This window comes from Micromonospora humi (assembly GCF_900090105.1).
Taxonomy (GTDB): Bacteria; Actinomycetota; Actinomycetes; order Mycobacteriales; family Micromonosporaceae; genus Micromonospora; species Micromonospora humi.
Map to the genome: position 1 here is coordinate 41,625 of NZ_FMDM01000011.1, position 16,570 is coordinate 58,194.

General features: G+C 74.5%; 17 protein-coding genes and 1 riboswitch. Of the genes, 2 read left to right on the forward strand and 15 right to left on the reverse strand.

What is annotated here, in order from left to right; all coding sequences use genetic code 11:
- Positions 1-324 precede the first annotated feature (324 nt).
- From GA0070213_RS20495 to rpe, 11 genes are all read right to left on the reverse strand, one after another.
- Positions 325-798: a PH domain-containing protein gene (locus tag GA0070213_RS20495; RefSeq protein WP_175441421.1), complete on the reverse strand. Its 474-nt coding sequence runs from the start codon at positions 796-798 to the stop codon at positions 325-327.
- Entirely contained in the window at positions 795-1,757 is a 963-nt protein-coding gene (locus GA0070213_RS20500; protein ID WP_091067056.1) for a DMT family transporter, read from the reverse strand. The genes GA0070213_RS20495 and GA0070213_RS20500 overlap by 4 nt, the downstream gene beginning before the upstream one ends.
- Positions 1,754-2,599: an ATP phosphoribosyltransferase gene (gene hisG / locus GA0070213_RS20505; protein WP_091067059.1), complete on the reverse strand. Its 846-nt coding sequence runs from the start codon at positions 2,597-2,599 to the stop codon at positions 1,754-1,756. Before hisG ends, GA0070213_RS20500 begins: the two co-directional genes overlap by 4 nt.
- Before the next feature lie 43 nt (positions 2,600-2,642).
- Positions 2,643-2,906, reverse strand: a complete 264-nt coding sequence (locus GA0070213_RS20510) for a phosphoribosyl-ATP diphosphatase (RefSeq protein ID WP_043324932.1) — start codon at positions 2,904-2,906, stop codon at positions 2,643-2,645.
- A 345-nt stretch (positions 2,907-3,251) separates the two neighbouring features.
- Positions 3,252-3,749: a 6,7-dimethyl-8-ribityllumazine synthase gene (ribH, locus tag GA0070213_RS20515; protein ID WP_091067063.1), complete on the reverse strand. Its 498-nt coding sequence runs from the start codon at positions 3,747-3,749 to the stop codon at positions 3,252-3,254.
- A gap of 4 nt (positions 3,750-3,753) precedes the next feature.
- Entirely contained in the window at positions 3,754-5,037 is a 1,284-nt protein-coding gene (locus tag GA0070213_RS20520; protein WP_091067067.1) for a bifunctional 3,4-dihydroxy-2-butanone-4-phosphate synthase/GTP cyclohydrolase II, read from the reverse strand.
- A complete protein-coding gene (pnuC, locus tag GA0070213_RS20525; RefSeq protein WP_091067070.1) occupies positions 5,034-5,732 on the reverse strand; it encodes a nicotinamide riboside transporter PnuC in 699 nt (232 codons plus the stop codon). Before pnuC ends, GA0070213_RS20520 begins: the two co-directional genes overlap by 4 nt.
- Positions 5,729-6,325 carry a riboflavin synthase gene (locus GA0070213_RS20530; protein WP_091067073.1) on the reverse strand — a complete coding sequence of 199 codons (597 nt, stop codon included), beginning with the start codon at positions 6,323-6,325 and terminating at the stop codon, positions 5,729-5,731. The genes pnuC and GA0070213_RS20530 overlap by 4 nt, the downstream gene beginning before the upstream one ends.
- Positions 6,326-6,327: 2 nt before the next feature.
- Positions 6,328-7,389, reverse strand: coding sequence for a bifunctional diaminohydroxyphosphoribosylaminopyrimidine deaminase/5-amino-6-(5-phosphoribosylamino)uracil reductase RibD (gene ribD, locus GA0070213_RS20535; protein WP_091067077.1), 1,062 nt, complete (start codon positions 7,387-7,389; stop codon positions 6,328-6,330).
- Between the two features lie 170 nt (positions 7,390-7,559).
- Positions 7,560-7,732, reverse strand: a riboswitch (FMN riboswitch).
- Between the two features lie 81 nt (positions 7,733-7,813).
- Positions 7,814-8,770 carry a GGDEF domain-containing response regulator gene (locus tag GA0070213_RS20540; protein ID WP_091067081.1) on the reverse strand — a complete coding sequence of 319 codons (957 nt, stop codon included), beginning with the start codon at positions 8,768-8,770 and terminating at the stop codon, positions 7,814-7,816.
- 1 nt (position 8,771) lies between these two features.
- Entirely contained in the window at positions 8,772-9,452 is a 681-nt protein-coding gene (gene rpe, locus GA0070213_RS20545; protein WP_091067083.1) for a ribulose-phosphate 3-epimerase, read from the reverse strand.
- A 263-nt stretch (positions 9,453-9,715) separates the two neighbouring features.
- Between rpe and GA0070213_RS20550 the strand changes: the two genes are divergently transcribed.
- Positions 9,716-10,603, forward strand: a complete 888-nt coding sequence (locus GA0070213_RS20550; RefSeq protein WP_091067086.1) for a septum formation family protein — start codon at positions 9,716-9,718, stop codon at positions 10,601-10,603.
- A gap of 75 nt (positions 10,604-10,678) precedes the next feature.
- Positions 10,679-11,569 carry a septum formation family protein gene (locus tag GA0070213_RS20555; protein ID WP_091067089.1) on the forward strand — a complete coding sequence of 297 codons (891 nt, stop codon included), beginning with the start codon at positions 10,679-10,681 and terminating at the stop codon, positions 11,567-11,569.
- Between the two features lie 43 nt (positions 11,570-11,612).
- Here the strand turns inward: GA0070213_RS20555 and GA0070213_RS20560 are convergent, their stop codons facing one another.
- From GA0070213_RS20560 to def, 4 genes are all read right to left on the reverse strand, one after another.
- Entirely contained in the window at positions 11,613-13,364 is a 1,752-nt protein-coding gene (locus GA0070213_RS20560) for a M28 family peptidase (RefSeq protein ID WP_091067093.1), read from the reverse strand.
- Between the two features lie 139 nt (positions 13,365-13,503).
- Positions 13,504-15,048: an RsmB/NOP family class I SAM-dependent RNA methyltransferase gene (locus GA0070213_RS20565; RefSeq protein ID WP_091067096.1), complete on the reverse strand. Its 1,545-nt coding sequence runs from the start codon at positions 15,046-15,048 to the stop codon at positions 13,504-13,506.
- A complete protein-coding gene (gene fmt / locus GA0070213_RS20570; RefSeq protein ID WP_091067659.1) occupies positions 15,045-15,971 on the reverse strand; it encodes a methionyl-tRNA formyltransferase in 927 nt (308 codons plus the stop codon). Before fmt ends, GA0070213_RS20565 begins: the two co-directional genes overlap by 4 nt.
- 5 nt (positions 15,972-15,976) lie before the next feature.
- Entirely contained in the window at positions 15,977-16,537 is a 561-nt protein-coding gene (def, locus tag GA0070213_RS20575) for a peptide deformylase (RefSeq protein ID WP_091067100.1), read from the reverse strand.
- Between the last annotated feature and the right edge of the window lie 33 nt (positions 16,538-16,570).

Sequence of the window (16,570 nt, forward strand, 5' to 3'; positions counted from 1 at the left end):
CGTGGTTCGACGCTGATGTGGCCTCCTCGAGTCGAGTGTCCTACGGTGCCGACTCCGTGGGCTCCCGGGCGGGAGCCGACCCGGAAAGCAGAAGGCCCCGGCGTATGCCAGGGCCCACTCGACCGGTCGGCACGATCACAGGATCGCGCATCCGGGATCGGGACGTGCCCGAAACCGGGGACCGGACCCGGACGCCTCGACGGCGACTCGGGTGGGAGCGGGCGCTCCGCTTCACGACCGCCCGCTCGTCAGGGACGGGGGCAGTCTGGTCGACTCCGCAACACTACACCCTCGGCCCAGGCCGGCCCAAACCGGGCCCGCAGGTCAGCGGGGCGTCGGCTGGCCGGCGGCGAGCGCGGCCAGGTGCGCCTGGTGCAGGCGACGCAGCGCGCGGACCGCCTCGACCGCGCTCTCCTTGTCGGCCGCCTGCAACGCCACCATCGGCAGCAGGTCGTCGTCGTGCAGCTCCAGGCTGGCCCACGGCGCGCCACGGTCGAACCGGACCCCGCGGATCACCTCCCAGGGCAGCTCGTAGGAGCCGATCACGTTGCGCACCCGCACGCCCTTGGCGTCGGCGACCACCCGGGGGCGGGTGAACAGCAGGAACCCGAGCGCGCCGAAGACGCCGAGCCCGACCATGGCGAACTGGTCACCGCGTTGGAACGAGCCGTAGCCGTCGCCGGTGGCGCCGGTCAGCGACGTCGCGACGAGACTGAAGACCACCACCAGCGCGATCGCCGACGCCCAGCAGACCACCCGGATGCGGCGGGGCCGCACGGTCACCACGGAATCGCTCACCCGACCAGTCTGCCATCCGGGTCGCGCTCGCGTTCCACCGCCACACGGGCCGGTGCCCGCCGTCGGACCCCGGCCACCAGCACCGCCAGCAGCGTCAGCACGGCGCCGGCCAGCACCGGCAACCGGACGCCGGGACCGCCGGGCAGCGCCAGGTCCAGCAGCAGCGCGCCGCCGAGCTGCCCGGCCACCAGCGCCAGGCCGGTCCGCAGCACCCCGGCGGCGCGTACGCCGACCAGCAGGGCGAGCACGATGCCGACGCCGAACACGCCGCCGACGTAGAGCCACCACTGGGTGGGCCAGCGCGGCTGGTCGGCCAGCGAGCCGGCCGCCACCGCCACCGCGCCGATCACCGTCGTGCTGACCACGAAGTTCACCGCGAGGCCGGCGGCCGGCCCGATCCCGGCCGCCACCCGACCGTTGAGCGCGGACTGGAGCGAGACCGCCAACCCGCCGACCACCGAGAGCAGCACCAGCCCGACCGCCAGCTCGCCGACCGGCCGACCGAGCTGCGCGAGGGCGACCGCGCCGACGCCGAGCAGCGCCCCGGCCACCCGGGGCACGGTGAGCGGCAGCCGGCCGCCGGCGGCCAGCCCGCCCCGGTCGACGGCCAGGCCGCCGAGGCTGCCGCCGGCCACCTGGGCGATGGTGAACACCGCCACCCCGAGCACCGGCACCACCACCGGCGCGGTCAGCACGATCACCGCGCCGCCGAGCCCGCCCAGGTAGGACCACCAGGGCAGGCCGGCGCGGCGCAGCCCGGCCAGCCCGGCCCGCATGGACGGCACCACGGCCAGCCCGGCCAGCACGATCAGGCAGCCGCCCAGGTTGTTGACCACCGCACCGAGCACCGGATCACCGGTCCGCTCCCCCAACTCGGCGTTGACCACGCCCTGGGCGGCCGAGGCCACGCCGCCCAGGACGACGACGGCCAGCGCGGCCGGGAGCGGCAGCGGCCTCACAGCCGGCAGGCGTGGATGTTGGTGACCAGGATCGCCCGGGCGCCCAGCTCGTACAGCTCGTCCATGATCCGGTGCACGTCGTCGCGGAGCACCATGGCCTGCACCGCGACCCAACCCTCCCGGTGCAGCGGCGACACCGTCGGCGACTCGATGCCCGGGGTGAGCGAGCTGGCCCGGTCGAGCAGCCCGGCCGGCACGTCGTAGGCGAGCATCACGTAGCGGCGGGCCACCAGCACGCCGTGCAGCCGGCGTTCGAGCTGGCCCTGCTGGGCGCCGGCCGGCGCACCGGAGCGGCGGACCAGCACCGCCGAGGAGCGCAGCAGCGGCTCGCCGAAGACCACCAGGCCGGCCTGGCGCAGCGTGGCGCCGGTCTCCACCACGTCGGCGACCACGTCGGCCACGCCGAGGCGGATGGCGTTCTCCACCGCGCCGTCGAGCCGGATCACCTCGGCCTTGACGTCCAGCTCGGCCAGGTGGCGTTCGACCAGACCCGGGTACGCGGTGGCGATCCGGTGCCCGCCCAGCTCCCGTACGTCGTCCACGTCCTGCGGGCGGGCGGCGAACCGGAAGGTGGCCCGCGCGAAGGCGAGGTCCACCACCTCCTCCGCCGGCGCGCCGGAGTCGATCAGCAGGTCCCGCCCGGTGATGCCGACGTCCAGGTCACCGGAGCCGACGTAGGTGGCGATGTCCTTGGGACGCAGGTAGAAGAACTCGATGTCGTTGGGCTCGTCCCGGCAGACCAGGTCCTTCGGGTCGGTGCGCTGGCGGTAGCCCGCCTCGCGCAGCATCTGGGCGGCCTTCTCGGCCAGGGCGCCCTTGTTGGGTACGGCGACACGCAGCATGGGAGTGCTCCTTCGTTCGATCGGATGATCAGCGGACGGGCACTCACAGATGTCGGTAGACGTCCTTCAGCTCGAGACCGGTGGCCAGCATCAGCACCTGCGCCTGGTAGAGCAGCTGGGAGATCTCCTCCGCGGCCCGCTCCGGACCCTCGTGCTCGGCCGCCATCCACGACTCGGCCGCCTCCTCGACGACCTTCTTGCCGATGAAGTGCACGCCCTTGGCGAGCGCGTCGACGGTGCCCGAGCCCGGGGTGCCGGCGGCGGCCTTGGCCTGCAGCTCGGCGAACAACTCCTCGAACGTCTTCACGGAAGGCGATTCTTCCAGCCGTCCCCGGTGAGCACACCGACCGGGTCCACCCGCGTCGCCTGGCTCTCACTCCGGCCGCTCGCCCGCCCGGTCCCGAGCTGCTGGCGGCTGGCGGCTGGCGGCACTACGGCCGGGCCGGGCCCAGGTCCGCCCCCCCGCCCGGCGACTCATCCACGCCATCAAGTTCGTAGCCGTGCGGCACCCCCCGGGCTTCCGCGGACCGCCGTCTGGCCGCGACCAGACGGCCGGAACGACGTGGCGCTGCGCCGGACCCTGGCCGGCCGCCAGGCGGTACAGGCGAGCCGGGCGGCACAGGCCGGGCAGGCGCGCCGGGCGGTACGGCCGTCAGGCGAAGCCCACCCGGTGGGCGCTGGCGGCGTCGAGGCCGCGGATCGCCAGCGCGGCCTCCAGCGCCGCCACGGTGGCCGCCCAGCCCTTGTCCTCGGCCGAGCCGGGCAGCCCGGCCCGGTCCCGGGCCTGCTCGATGGTGTCCACCGTGAGCACGCCGTGCGCCACCGGCTTGCCCTCGTCCAGCGCCACCCGGGTCAGCCCCTCGGTCACCGACTGGCAGACGTAGTCGAAGTGCGCGGTCGCGCCGCGCACCACGACGCCGAGCGCGACCACCACGTCGAAGCGCCGGGCCATCGCCTGGGCCACCACCGGCAGCTCCACCGAGCCGGCCACCCGGGCCACCACGGCGCGCGCGCCGCACGCCTCGGCCGCCGCCCGCGCCCGCTCGGCCATGTGGTCGGTCAGCTCGCCGTGCCAGCGCGCCGCCACCACGCCGACGGTCAGCCCGGCGGCGTCCACCGCGGGCGCGCCCGGCTCCCCGAAACCCGCCATCGTCCTACGCTCCGATCTCGTCACCGGCCACCGGACGCCCCATCGGCGCCTCGGTCACCTCGCCTGCCCCGCCCGCCTCGTCCAGCCCGTCCAGGAGGTGGCCCATCCGGTCCCGCTTGGTGCGCAGGTAGCGCACGTTCTCCGGATTGGACCGCACCGGCAGCCCCTCCCGGCCGGTCACGGTGAGGCCGTACCCCTCCAAGCCGGCCCGCTTGGCCGGGTTGTTGGTCAGCAGCCGCATCGAGCGGACGCCGAGGTCGTACAGGATCTGCGCGCCGGTGCCGTAGTCGCGCGCGTCGGCCGGCAGCCCCAGGTCGAGGTTCGCGTCCACGGTGTCGCGCCCCTGGTCCTGCAACTGGTACGCCTGCAGCTTGTGCAGCAGGCCGATGCCGCGGCCCTCGTGCCCGCGCACGTAGAGCACCACGCCGCGCCCCTCCTCGGCGACCCGGGCCAGCGCGGCCTGCAACTGCGGGCCGCAGTCGCAGCGCAGCGAGCCGAAGACGTCCCCGGTGAGGCACTCGGAGTGCACCCGGACCAGCACGTCCCGCCCGTCGCCGAGGTCACCGAAGACCAGCGCGACGTGCTCGGCCGGGTCGTGTGCCGCGCGGTAGCCGTACGCCCGGAACACGCCGTACGGGGTGGGCATCCGCGCCTCGGCGGCCAGCTCGACCTGCTTCTCGGTGCGCCGCCGGTGCGCGATCAGGTCGGCGATGGTGACCAGCGTGAGGCCGTGCTCGGCGCAGAACTTCTCCAGGTCCGGCAGGCGCATCATGGTGCCGTCGTCGTTGACCAGCTCACAGAGCACGCCGGCCGGACGCAGGCCGGCCAGCCGGGTCAGGTCCACCGCCGCCTCGGTGTGCCCGGGCCGCCGCAGCACGCCGCCGGCGCGGGCGCGCAGCGGCACCACGTGCCCCGGGCGGGCCAGGTCGGTCGGGTCGGTGCCGGGGTCGGCGAGCAGCCGGATGGTGTGCGACCGGTCGGCGGCCGAGATGCCGGTGCCGACCCCCTCGCGGGCGTCCACGGTCACCGTGTAGGCGGTGCCCCGCCGGTCCTGGTTGGTGTGGTGCATCGGCGGCAGGTCGAGCCGGTCGCACTCGGCCTCGGTCAGCGGCACGCAGACGTAGCCGGAGGTGTAGCGCACCATGAACGCGACCAGCTCCGGGGTGGCCAGCTCGGCCGCGAAGATCAGGTCGCCCTCGTTCTCCCGGTCCTCGTCGTCGACCACGACCACGGGCCGCCCGGCGGCGATGTCCGCCACCGCCTGTTCGATCGAACCGAAGCTGGTCATGCCACGACCTCCGAGTATGTCGGCGGAATCGGGGTGCGCGCGGCCGTGGCCGCCCGCGACGTGCGCCACCAGGTGTAGAAGCCGGCCGCGCAGAACGCGCCGTAGACCAGGTACATGGCGGCCGACGGGTAGAAGCCGCCGCGCAGCAGCAGCGGCACACCGACCGCGTCGACGGCGATCCAGACCAGCCAGAACTCCACCCAGCCGCGGGCCATGCCGTAGGTGGCGAGCAGGCTGCCGACCAGGATCCAGGCGTCCGGCAGCGGACCCCACGAGCCCAGCGCGGCCAGCACCGGGTACGCGGCGGCGGTGCCCACCGCCGCCACGACGAGCAGGCCCAGCCGCTCCCGCCAGGTGGCCCAGCGCGGCACCACGGCCGGCTCCGCGCCGCCACCCGAGCGGCGGTTGCGCGACCAGCGCCACCAGCCGTAGACGCTCACCGCGAAGAAGAACACCTGCCGGCCGGCCTGGCCGTAGAGGTCGTGCGCCTGCGGGGTGGCGAAGACGCCGCCGAGGAACACGGTGAACAGCAGCCCGTTGCCGATCATGCCGACCGGCCAGGCCCACACCACCCGCCGCAACCCGAGCAGCGCCGACGCCAGCCCGAAGACGTTGCCGACGATCTCCCGGACCAGCACCGGCGAGCCGGCGACGTGCACCTGGGCGTCGAGCAGCCAGCCGAGCGGGCCGGTCACCGGGCACCGCCCATCAGGCGCTCGACGTACTTGGCGAGCACGTCCACCTCCAGGTTGACCGGGTCGCCGACCTGCTTGCCGCCGAGCACGGTGAGCGTGAGCGTGGTGGGGATGAGCCCGACCGAGAACCAGTCGTCACCCACCTCCGCGACGGTCAGCGACACCCCGTCGACGGTGATCGAGCCCTTCTCCACCACGTAGCGGGACAGCCCGGCCGGCAGCCGGAACCGGACCGTCTCCCACTGGGCCGCCGGTTCCCGGGCGGCGACCTCGCCGACCCCGTCGACGTGCCCCTGCACCAGGTGCCCGCCGAGCCGGCTGTTCAGCGCGGCGGCCCGCTCCAGGTTGACCGGGTCGCCGGGGCGCAGCGCCCCGAGCGCGGTGCGGCGCAGCGTCTCGCCCATCACGTCGGCGGTGAAGACGCCCCCGTCGACGTCGACCACGGTCAGGCAGACCCCGTTGACCGCGATGGAGTCGCCGTGCCGGGCGTCCGAGGTGACCAGCGGGCCACGGATGGCGACCAGTGCCGAGTCGCCTCCGGTCTCGGTGCTCCGGACGATCTCGCCCAGCTCCTCGACGATGCCGGTGAACATGTTCAGGCCTCCCTCTTCCGGGGCAGCGCGGTGATCCGCAGGTCGGGACCGACCGGCGTAACGTCGGTGATCTCCAGGTCGATGGCGTCGGCGATGGTCGTCACGCCGGCGTCGAGCAGCGCGGTGGGGCCGGCGCCGAGCAGCTTCGGCGCGACGTAGCCGACGATCCGGTCGACCAGGCCGGCGGCGAGGAACGCGCCGGCCAGCGTGGGGCCGCCCTCCAGCAGCGCGGCCCGCACGCCGCGGTGGTGCAGCTCGGCGAGCAGCGCCGCCAGGTCGACCCGGCCGTCCGGGCCGGCGCCGACCTCCGCGGCGGTGGCCACCCAGGTGCGCGCGGCGCCGTCGCGGACCCGGGCGTCGAGGGGGGTACGCCCCGAGCTGTCCACCACCACCCGCAGCGGCTGCCGGATGGCGAGCGTGCCGTCGCGCAGGTTGCGGGCGGTGAGCCGGGGGTCGTCGGCGAGCACGGTGCCCACCCCGGCGAGCACCGCGTCGACCGTGCCGCGCAGCGCGTGCACGTCGGTCCGGGCCGCCTCCGAGGTGATCCACATGCTGGTGCCGTCGGCGGCGGCCGACCGCCCGTCGAGCGTGGCCGCGTACTTCCAGATCAGGTAGGGCCAGCCCCGGCGCATCGAGGTGAGCCAGGCGATGTTGCCCGCCTCGGCCTCCGCGCCGCGTACCCCGAGGGTGACCTGGACCCCGGCGGCGCGCAGCGTGGCCGCGCCGCCGGAGGCCACCGGATTGGGGTCGGGCACGGCGACCACCACGCGGGCCACGCCGGCGGCGATCAACGCGTGGCTGCAGGGGCCGGTGCGACCGGTGTGGTCGCAGGGCTCCAGGGTGACCACCGCGGTGCCGCCACGGGCGCGCGTGCCGGCCTGCGCCAGTGCGACGATCTCCGCGTGCGGCCCGCCGGCGTACGCGTGGAAGCCCTCGCCGACGACCTCGCCGTCGGCGTCGAGCAGCAGGCAGCCGACGACCGGGTTGGGGCTGGTGGCGCCGAGGCCGCGCGCGGCCAGCTCGACGGCGCGACGCATCGCCTCGTCGACGGAGACGCTCGCCATGACCTGCCCTGCCCTCCCGCTCGCCGGTCACGCGCGGGCGGGGTGGGGAGCGGCGGCACGGTGGCCGCGGACACGCGGCGGCGGAGAACCCGGGAACGGCATGGCCGGCCCCGAGGAGCCCACGCGGCGGCTGAGGGTGCTCAGCGGCCGGCAGGGGCCTCCCCCGTTCCGCGCGCTGTCTCCCATCCGGACTTTCTGGGGGCGGACGAGCCGCACCCCAACCGTCGGCCCCGGATTCTCACCAGGTCCACCGCACGGCCGAAGCCGTCCGGGTCGCGGGCTTACCACGGTCGGACCGTGGATCACCGCCGGTTCGGAATTTCACCGAGCCCCGCCAGCGCGTGGTGGGTACCCCGGAAGTCTTACACGTTCCGCCGCGACGCGCGCCACAGAGGCGAGCTACCTCACAGGCGCGGACCCCGGATCAGGTGACGCCGCGACGGCGGTCGACCGCCACGTACGAACCGGGTTGGCTCTTGGCGACCGTCTTCATCTCGGAGGCCACGGCGATGGCCTCCAGCGGGTCGGTGAACCGCTTGCCGCTGTCGGACAGCGACACGCCGATGGAGAGGGTGACCAGCGCGGCCCGGCGGATGTTGCCCCGCCGGTCCTTCAGCTCGACGAAGCCGCGCTCCCGGTCGATCAGGTCGTAGAGCGCGTCGGCGGCCTTCTCGAAGTCCTCCACCGCCCGGCTGGTCAGCGGCCGGACCTGGGTGGGTGCGCAGACGATGACGAAGTCGTCGCCGCCGACGTGGCCGAGGAAGGCCGGTGGCAGCCCGATCGACACCACCGCCCGGTGCAGGCTGCGGGCCAGCGCCGAGATGAACTCGTCCCCGCGGACGAAGCCGTACCGGTCGTTGACGCTCTTGAACCGGTCGATGTCGACGTAGCCGACGGCGTAGTCGACGCCGCTGCGCACCCGGTCGGTGATCTCCCGCCGGATGCGGCTGTTGCCGGGCAGGCCGGTCAGCGGGGACACCTCCCGGAACTCCTTGTTGCGGCGCAGCGTGGAGCTGACCCGGGCCACCAGCTCGGCGGTGTCGAACGGCTTGACCAGATAGTCGTCGGCACCCGCGCTGAGGCCGTTGACCTTGTCGGAGGTCATCCCCTTGGCGGTCAGCATGATCACCGGCAGCGCGGAGGTCATCGGGTCGGCGCGCAGCCGGCGGGTCAGCTCCAGGCCGTCGACCCGGGGCATCATCAGGTCGACCACGGCCAGGTCCGGCCGTTGCCGCTCGATGACCTCCAGCGCCTCCTGGCCGTCGGCGGCGTGCAGCACCTCGAAGCCGTGCAGGCGCAGGTTGAACTCGACGAAGCGGGCGATGTCCTCGTCGTCGTCGACGACCAGGATGACGTCGGGTCGGTCGCCGGCCGGGTCCATCTCAGGCCCCGGTCATCGCACGTTCCGCCAGGCCGCGCAGGCGGCGTACCGCCTCGGCCGGGTCGTCGGCGCCGTAGACGGCGGTGCCGGCGACGAACGCGTCGGCCCCGGCGGCGGCGGCCTGCTCGATGGTGTCCGCGGCGATGCCGCCGTCGACCTCGATGCGCAGCTCCAGGTGGCCGCCGTCCACGTGCCGGCGGGCGGCACGCACCTTGTCCAGCAGCGACGGCAGGAACCGCTGGCCGCCGAAGCCGGCCTTGATCGTCATGATCAGCAGCGTGTCGAAGCTGGGCAGCAGCTCCAGGTAGGGCTCGATCGGGGTGTCCCGGTCGATCGCCAGCCCCGCCTTCGCGCCGGCCGAGCGCAGGTCCTTCGCCAGCGCCACCGGGTCGTCGCACGCCTCGGCGTGGAACGTCACGTTGTACGCCCCCGCGTCGGCGTAGCCCGGCGCCCAGCGGCGCGGGTCCTCGATCATCAGGTGCACGTCGAACGGCAGCTCGGTGGCCGCGAGCAGGCTCTGCACCACCGGCAGGCCGATGGTGAGGTTGGGGACGAAGTGGTTGTCCATGACGTCCACGTGCAGCCAGTCGGCGGCGGACTCCACGGCGCGGACCTCGTCGGCGAGGCGGGCGAAATCGGCGGCCAGGATGCTGGGCGCGACGACGGGCGGCGGTACGGTCACGGGGTCAGTGTACGAACGCGGTCACCTCCCGGCTGCGGCGCGGCACCACGAGGTACAGGCGGTGACGCTCCGGTCACCTCCGGTGCAGCATCGACCCGTCCGGGCAGGAAATCGACACGAATAGTCGTCCGCCACTGGCCGATCGACTGAAAGATGACGAAACTCCTACAGGGACGGTCACATATGCTGCACGCCCGGGCCGCGGGGGGCGCCGCACGGGCCCGCGGCGACCGGCTGCCATCTCTCCGGCGAAGGAGCGGACGATGCGACGGTGGCTCCATGCGCTCGCGCTGGCCGGCGCGGTGACGGCGGCGCTCGCCGGCTGCGTCCAGGCGCACCGGGCCGACGGTGACCTCATCGACGACTGGGCGGCGCTGCCGGCGCCCCGGCTCTTCGTCCCGGCCACCGACGCGTGCCTGCCCCGGCTGACCGCGGTGGTGCAGGCGGCCACGTACGAGACGGTGGACTGCGCGCGCAGCCACCTGGCCGAGGCGGTGCACGTCGGCACGTTCACCGGGCCGGCGGCGCTCGGCGCCCGCCCCGAGCCCGGGTCACCGGAGCTGCGCACCGCCCGCGCCGAGTGCGACCAGCGGGCCCGCGAGATGATCGGCGGAGACTGGCACGCCGCCCGGCTCACCCTGAACATCGCGCTGCCGCCGGCGACCGCGTGGGTGTCCGGCGCCCGCTGGTTCCGCTGCGACCTGGCCGAGACCGACAGCATCGACAACACCCGGCCGGTCAACCGGGTGGGCAGCCTGCGCGGCGCGCTGGTCGGCGACAACCCGCTGGTGCACCGCTGCTTCGACCCGAAGCTGATCGGCGCGAACCTCAACTACATGGCCCCGGTGCTGTGCACCGAGCCGCACCGGGCCGAGTTCGTCGGCGTCTACGTCGAACGGGACATGAGCTGGGCGGAGTTCGCCCGGGCCGCACCGGCGGCGCACCGGCGGTGCATGCGGCTGATCGCCGCGTTCGCCAGCGTGCCGGACAATGCCGAGCTGCCCTACCGCGCCGGGTCCATCTTCTATCCGCCGTCGCAGCGGGAGTGGGAGGAGGGCGACCGGGGCGTGCGGTGTTTCCTGTGGAGCGACGACCGCAAACTGACCCGCTCGATGCGCGGCGCCGGCCCCGAGGGACTCCCCGTCATCTGATGTGGGTGCCGTATGCTGCCTCGCCGAGGCGTACCGGTCGGCCGGGCGGCTCCGGACGGCGGGAGGTCGGTCGCGATGCGGCGATGGTGGGCGGCGGTCGCCGCGGGCGCGGTGACGGTGCTGGCGCTCGGCGGTTGCAGCGCGCCGGCCGGGGTCGACCGCGACCTGACCGACGAGTGGCCGGCCTTCGCCGCCCCGGTCGGCTTCGTGCCCGAGGCCGACGTCTGCCACCCCACCGTCGCCGACGTGGGATATCTCAGCGGCTACCAGCCGGTCGACTGTGCCACCGCGCACCGGGTGGAGACGCTGCACGTCGGCACGTTGACCGGCCCGGACGCCGGACGGTCGGCGCCGCCGCGGGCCGGCTCGGCCGGCATCCGCACCGCGCACGCCGAGTGCGCCCGGCAGGTGACCCGGGCGGTCGGCGCGGACTGGCGCTCCGGGCGGTTGCAGCTCTCGGTGGTCTTCCCCTCGGCCCTGGCGTGGTCCGGCGGCGCCCGCTGGTACCGCTGCGACGTCGCCGAGGTGAACGGCCTGGACGAGGGGAACGTGACGTCCCGCACCGGCAGCCTGCGCGGCGCCCTGAAACCCGGTTCGCCGCTGGCGCTGGCCTGCTTCAACCCGAAGCTGAGCAAGGACGAGGTGCAGGCGATGCGGCCGGTCGCCTGCACCACGAGGCACCACGCCGAGTTCGTCGGGATCTACCAGGCGCCCGACATCAGCTACGCCGAGTTCCAGCGCACCTCGCTGCGGGCGCACAAGGCGTGCCGGGGCCTGATCGCGAAGTACGCCGAGGTGCCGAACGACGGCAACATGCAGTACCGGGCCGGCACGATCATCTACCACCCGTTCGAGCAGCAGTGGCGCGACGGCGACCGGGGCGTGCAGTGCTTCCTCTGGGTCTCCGAGCGGACGCTCACCCGCTCGGTCCGCGGCGCGGGCGGCAAGGCCCTGCCGATCACCTGAGCCCCCGGGCGGGGCGGGCGTCGGCCCGCCCCGCCGGGTGTGCTCAGCCGACCTGGAGCGTCACGTCGTCGACCACGAAGCTGGTCTGCAACGAGGCGTCCTCGACGCCGGTCCACTTGAGCGTGACCGTCTGGCCCGCGTAGCCGGCCAGGTTGAAGGTGCGCTGGGTGTAGCCGGTGGCCTTGTTCAGGTTCGAGTACGTCGCCAGCGTGGTCGACCCGACCTGCACGGTCAGCTTGTCGTACGCGGTCGTGGTGGTGGTCTCGGCCGAGTCGATGTGCAGCCAGAACGACAGCGTGTAGCTGGCGCAGCCGGCCGGCAGGGTCACCGACTGGGACAGCGTGTCGGTGTGTGACGAGCCGTAGCCGTCCATCCAGGCCTTGTAGGTCCCGGTGCGGGCCGCCTGGCCGGAGTCGCTGGTGATCACCCCGGAGCTGGCGGTCCACGACGTGTTGCCCGACTCGAAGCCCCCGTTGGCGATGAGCTGCCCGCCGGTGCAGCCACCGCTGCCGCCGGTCACGGTCAGCGTGTAACTGGCGGTGCGGGTGACCGAGCCGGTCCCGGTGACGGTGATCGTGAACGTGCCGGTGGTCGCCGTGGACGAGGCGCTGACCGTCATGGTGGCGGAGCCGCCCGAGGTGACCGACGACGGGCTGAAGCCGACCGTGACCCCGCTCGGCGCCCCGCTGGCCGACAGCGTGACGGTCTGGGCGCTGCCGGCGGTGGTGGCGGTGCTGACCGTGGCGGTGGTGGAGCCGCCCCGGGCGACGCTGCCGGAGGTGGGGCTCACCGCGACGGAGAAGTCGTTGGTCGGGGTGCCGCCGCCGACGGCGAGCGCCCAGATCGCGTACGCGACGCCGTCCGCGCTGCGGTTGAGCACCGTCGTGTTGATGTTGCTGGTGGTGTCGCAGGAGCGGTGGTAGCAGCCGTCGTACGCCGCGCCGGAGGTGCCGCCCCACTTCGCGGCCTGCGCCGCGGTCTTGGTGTAGCTGGCGCCGGCGGCGTAGCCGGAGGTCTGGATGCCGGCGTTGGCGAACGAGTAGTCGTCGGAGCGGCCCTGGCCCTCGGTGTTCTCCTCCGGCTGGATGCCGAACGTGTCCCAGTACGCCTTCAGCGGCGCGGCGGTGGCCGAGGTGATCCGGTTGATGAAGTAGCCGCCGTTGGGCGAGCCGACCATGTCGAAGTTGTAGTAGCCCTTGATGTAGCCCCGCTGGGTGGTGCTGAGCTGGTTGACGTAGTGCTTCGACCCCTGCAGGCCCTGCTCCTCGCCGTTCCACCAGGCGAACCGGACCCGCTTGGTCATGGTCGGGTTCTGCGCGGCCAGCACCAGCGCGTTCTCCAGCAGCGTGGCCGAGCCGGAGCCGTTGTCGTTGATGCCGGGGCCGGCGGAGACGCTGTCCAGGTGGGCGCCGAACATCACCACCTGGTCGGCGGGGCCCTGGGGCCACTCGGCGATCAGGTTGCTGCCCGGGTAGGTGCAGGTGGTGCAGTTCTGCTCGGTGACCGTGTAGCCGGCCGCCTGGAGCTTGCCCTTGACGTAGCTGACCGACGCGGCGTAGCCGGCCGAGCCGGCCCGGCGGTTGCCGCCGTTGCTGCTGGCGATGGAGTTGAGCTGGGTGAGGTGGGCCTGGACGTTGGTCAGCGAGACGTCCGGGGCGGCGAGCGCGGCGGCGGCCGGTGCGGGAGCGGCGGGGGCGGGAGCGGGAGCGGCGGAGGCGGTGCCGGCCAGGCTCGCCGTCGTCAGGGTGGCGACGAGGGCGAGCGCGAGGCTCGTGGTCGGCGTGCTGCGTCTCATGGAGACTCCTCGTGGGAACGCGGGGGTGACGGACCGTTGGACCGGTGATCGGAACAGTTACATGTCTCGATCGCACAGTCAACGGGCTGTCACATCCCGCGAACCCCCTCCCCCGCAAGGGATGCATCCGCCGTCGAGGTCACCCCTTGCGCAGCACCGCCAGGAACATCGCATCGGTGCCGTGCCGGTGCGGCCAGAGCTGCACCGTCGGCCCGTCACCCAGGCCCGGCATGCCCGCCGGCAGCAACGGGCGGGCGTCGACGAAGTCCACCGGGAAGCCGCACCGCCGGGACGCCTCGGTCACCGTCACGTGCGTCTCCACCACGTGCGGCGAGCAGGTCACGTACGCGACCAGGCCACCCGGGCGGACCGCCCGCAACGCGGCGGTGAGCAGCTCCCGCTGCAGCCGGGTCAGCGGCGGCAGATCCGACGGCTGGCGCCGCCAGCGCGACTCCGGCCGGCGGCGCAGCGACCCCAGACCGGTGCACGGCGCGTCGACGAGCACCCGGTCGAAGTGACCCTCCGGCAGCTTCGGCTCATCGCCCACGGCCCGCCCGTCGGCGTGCACCACGGCCACCGGCAGGCCCCGGGTGGCCCGCTCGACCAACCGGGCCCGGTGCTCGGCCACCTCGACCGCGGTCAGCCGCGCCCCGCGCGTCGCGGCCAGCGCCCCGAGCAGGCCGGCCTTGCCGCCCGGCCCGGCGCACAGGTCGAGCCACCGGCCGTCCGGACCGTCCAGCGGCGCGTTCGCCAGCGCGTCCGCCACCAACTGGGAGCCCTCGTCCTGCACGTGCGCCCGACCGTCGGCCACCGCCGCCAGCTCACCCGGGGCGCCACCGGGCAGGTAGACCGCGTACGGCGAGAACGCGCCGGGCGCGCCACCCACCTCGTCGGCCAGCTCCACCGCGTCGGCCAGGCCGGGACGGGCGCACAGGTGCACCGGAGGACGCTCGTTGTCCTCGATCAGCAGCCGGGTGGTCTCCCCCAGGTCGCCGCCGAGCGCCTCGGCGAACGCCCGGACGATCCACTGCGGATGGCTGAAGGTCAACGCGAGACGGCCGATCGGGTCGGTCTCCTCGGCCGGGGCGAGCTTCGCCACCCAGGCGTCGGCGTCCCGGCCGGCGATCTCCCGCAGCACCGCGTTGGCGAACCCGGTCGCGCCGGGGCCCACGGTGCGGACCAGGTCCACCGTGGACGACACCGCGGCGTGCGCCGGCACCCGGGTGTGCAGCAACTGGTAGGCGCCGAGCCGCAGCGCATCGCGTACCGGCGGGTCGATCCGCTGCACGTCCCGCCCCGCCGCGTCGGTGACGATCGCGTCCAACGTGCCGGTGTGCCGCAGCGTGCCGTAGGTCAGCTCGGTGGCGAACGCGGCGTCCCGACCGCTGAGCCCCGCCTCGCGCAGCATCGCCGGCAGCACCAGGTTGGCGTACGCGTCGTCGCGGTGCACCGCCGCGAGCGCCTCGTACGCGACGTGCCGGGGCAGGTCCACGGCCGGTCGGGCCGGACGCGGCCCGCCCCGCCGGTCGCCGCCGAAGCGGTCCCCGCCGCGCCGGTCCGCGCCGGGCCGGTCGCCACGCCGGCGGTCGCCGCCGAAGCGGTCGTCGCCGCGCCCGCGGTCGCCGTGCTCACGCGCGTACCCCCGGGGACGCTCACCCTCGACGGGCCGGTCCGGGCCGGTCACGAGAACGCCTCGCCCGCGGCGACCCGGGCGCCGCGCGCCCAGTCGCCGGCCGACATGGCCTTCTTGCCGGCCGCGCGCACCTCGCCGAGCCGCACCGGCCCGGAGGCGGTGCCGACCAGCACCTGCGACTTCTCCACCAGCAGCTCCCCCGGCTTCAGCTCGGGGCCGTTCGCCAGCGGGGTGACCGGGCCGAGCTTGACCCGGTCGTCGCGGAACGTGGTCCACGGGCCGGGCGCGGGCGTGCAGGCGCGCACCCGCCGGTCCACCGCGAACGCCGGGTCACCCCAGCGCACCCGCGCGTCCTCCACGGTCAGCTTCGGCGCCAGGGAGACCCCGTCGGCCGGCTGCGGCTCGGCCCGGGCGGAGCCGGCGTCGATCGCGTCGAGCACCGCGACCAGCAGGCCCGCGCCGGAGTGGGCCAGCCGCTCCAGCAGGTCGCCGGAGGTGTCGGCGGGTCGGATCTCGTCGGTGACGGTGCCGAAGACCGGGCCGGTGTCCAGCCCCTCCTCCAACTGGAAGACGCTGGCCCCGGTCAGCTCGTCGCCGTGCAGCACGGCGTGCTGCACCGGCGCCGCGCCCCGCCAGGCGGGCAACAACGAGAAGTGCAGGTTGATCCAGCCGTGCCGGGGGATCTCCAGCGCCACCGGCGGCACCAGCGCGCCGTAGGCGACCACGGGCACGCAGTCCGGCGCGAGCGCGCGCAGCCGGTCGAGGAACTCGGGCTCCCGCGGCCGGGCCGGGGTGAGCACCTCGACGCCGTGCGCGTCGGCCCACGCGCCGACCGGCGAGCGGACCAGCCCGCGGCCACGACCGGCCGGGGCGTCCGGGCGGGTGACCACGGCGAGCAGCTCGTGGCCGGAGGCGGCGATCGCGTCCAGGGCCGGTACGGCGACCGCCGGCGTGCCGGCGAAGACCAGGCGCATCCCGGTCACCGCCCCAGGCCGAAGGGGTTGCTCACGGGGTGCGGGCTGAGCTTGACCGTGGGCGGCGCGCCCTGGTCGTACCAGTCGGCCTGGCGGATCGCCTTCATGGCCTCCTTGCGGCCGGCCGGGTCGAGGCGGTCGACGAAGAGCACCCCGTCGAGGTGGTCGGTCTCGTGCTGCAGGCAGCGGGCCATCAGCCCGGTGCCGACGATCTGCATCGGGTCGCCGTGGGCGGAGAAGCCCTTGGCGATCACGTTCTGCCGGCGCTTCGTGTCGAAGTAGAGCCCGGGGATGGACAGGCAGCCCTCCGGGCCGTCCTGCTCCTCCTCGTCGGGAAACTCCAACACCGGGTTGACCAGGTGGCCGAGCATGTCGTCGACGTCGAAGGTGAACACCCGCAGGCCCACCCCGAGCTGCGGCGCGGCCAGGCCGGCGCCATTCTGCTCACGCATCGTGTCGGTCAGGTCGGCGACCAGCTTGCGCAGCTCGGCGTCGAAGTCGACCACCGGGTCGGCCGGCGTGCGCAGCACCGGATCGCCGAACAGACGGATGGGCTGAACGGTCACGCGGCGTGGCTCCTTGTCTGGGACGGGCGGTGC

Excerpts from the sequence above, each read along its gene's own strand:
- GA0070213_RS20530 (WP_091067073.1), bottom strand. The coding sequence starts at position 6,325 with ATGTTCACCGGCATCGTCGAGGAGCTGGGCGAGATCGTCCGGAGCACC.
- GA0070213_RS20555 (WP_091067089.1), top strand. The coding sequence starts at position 10,679 with ATGCGGCGATGGTGGGCGGCGGTCGCCGCGGGCGCGGTGACGGTGCTG.
- hisG (WP_091067059.1), bottom strand. The coding sequence starts at position 2,599 with ATGCTGCGTGTCGCCGTACCCAACAAGGGCGCCCTGGCCGAGAAGGCC.
- GA0070213_RS20560 (WP_091067093.1), bottom strand. The coding sequence starts at position 13,364 with ATGAGACGCAGCACGCCGACCACGAGCCTCGCGCTCGCCCTCGTCGCC.
- ribH (WP_091067063.1), bottom strand. The coding sequence starts at position 3,749 with ATGGCGGGTTTCGGGGAGCCGGGCGCGCCCGCGGTGGACGCCGCCGGG.
- GA0070213_RS20520 (WP_091067067.1), bottom strand. The coding sequence starts at position 5,037 with ATGACCAGCTTCGGTTCGATCGAACAGGCGGTGGCGGACATCGCCGCC.
- GA0070213_RS20540 (WP_091067081.1), bottom strand. The coding sequence starts at position 8,770 with ATGGACCCGGCCGGCGACCGACCCGACGTCATCCTGGTCGTCGACGAC.
- GA0070213_RS20550 (WP_091067086.1), top strand. The coding sequence starts at position 9,716 with ATGCGACGGTGGCTCCATGCGCTCGCGCTGGCCGGCGCGGTGACGGCG.
- fmt (WP_091067659.1), bottom strand. The coding sequence starts at position 15,971 with ATGCGCCTGGTCTTCGCCGGCACGCCGGCGGTCGCCGTACCGGCCCTG.
- ribD (WP_091067077.1), bottom strand. The coding sequence starts at position 7,389 with ATGGCGAGCGTCTCCGTCGACGAGGCGATGCGTCGCGCCGTCGAGCTG.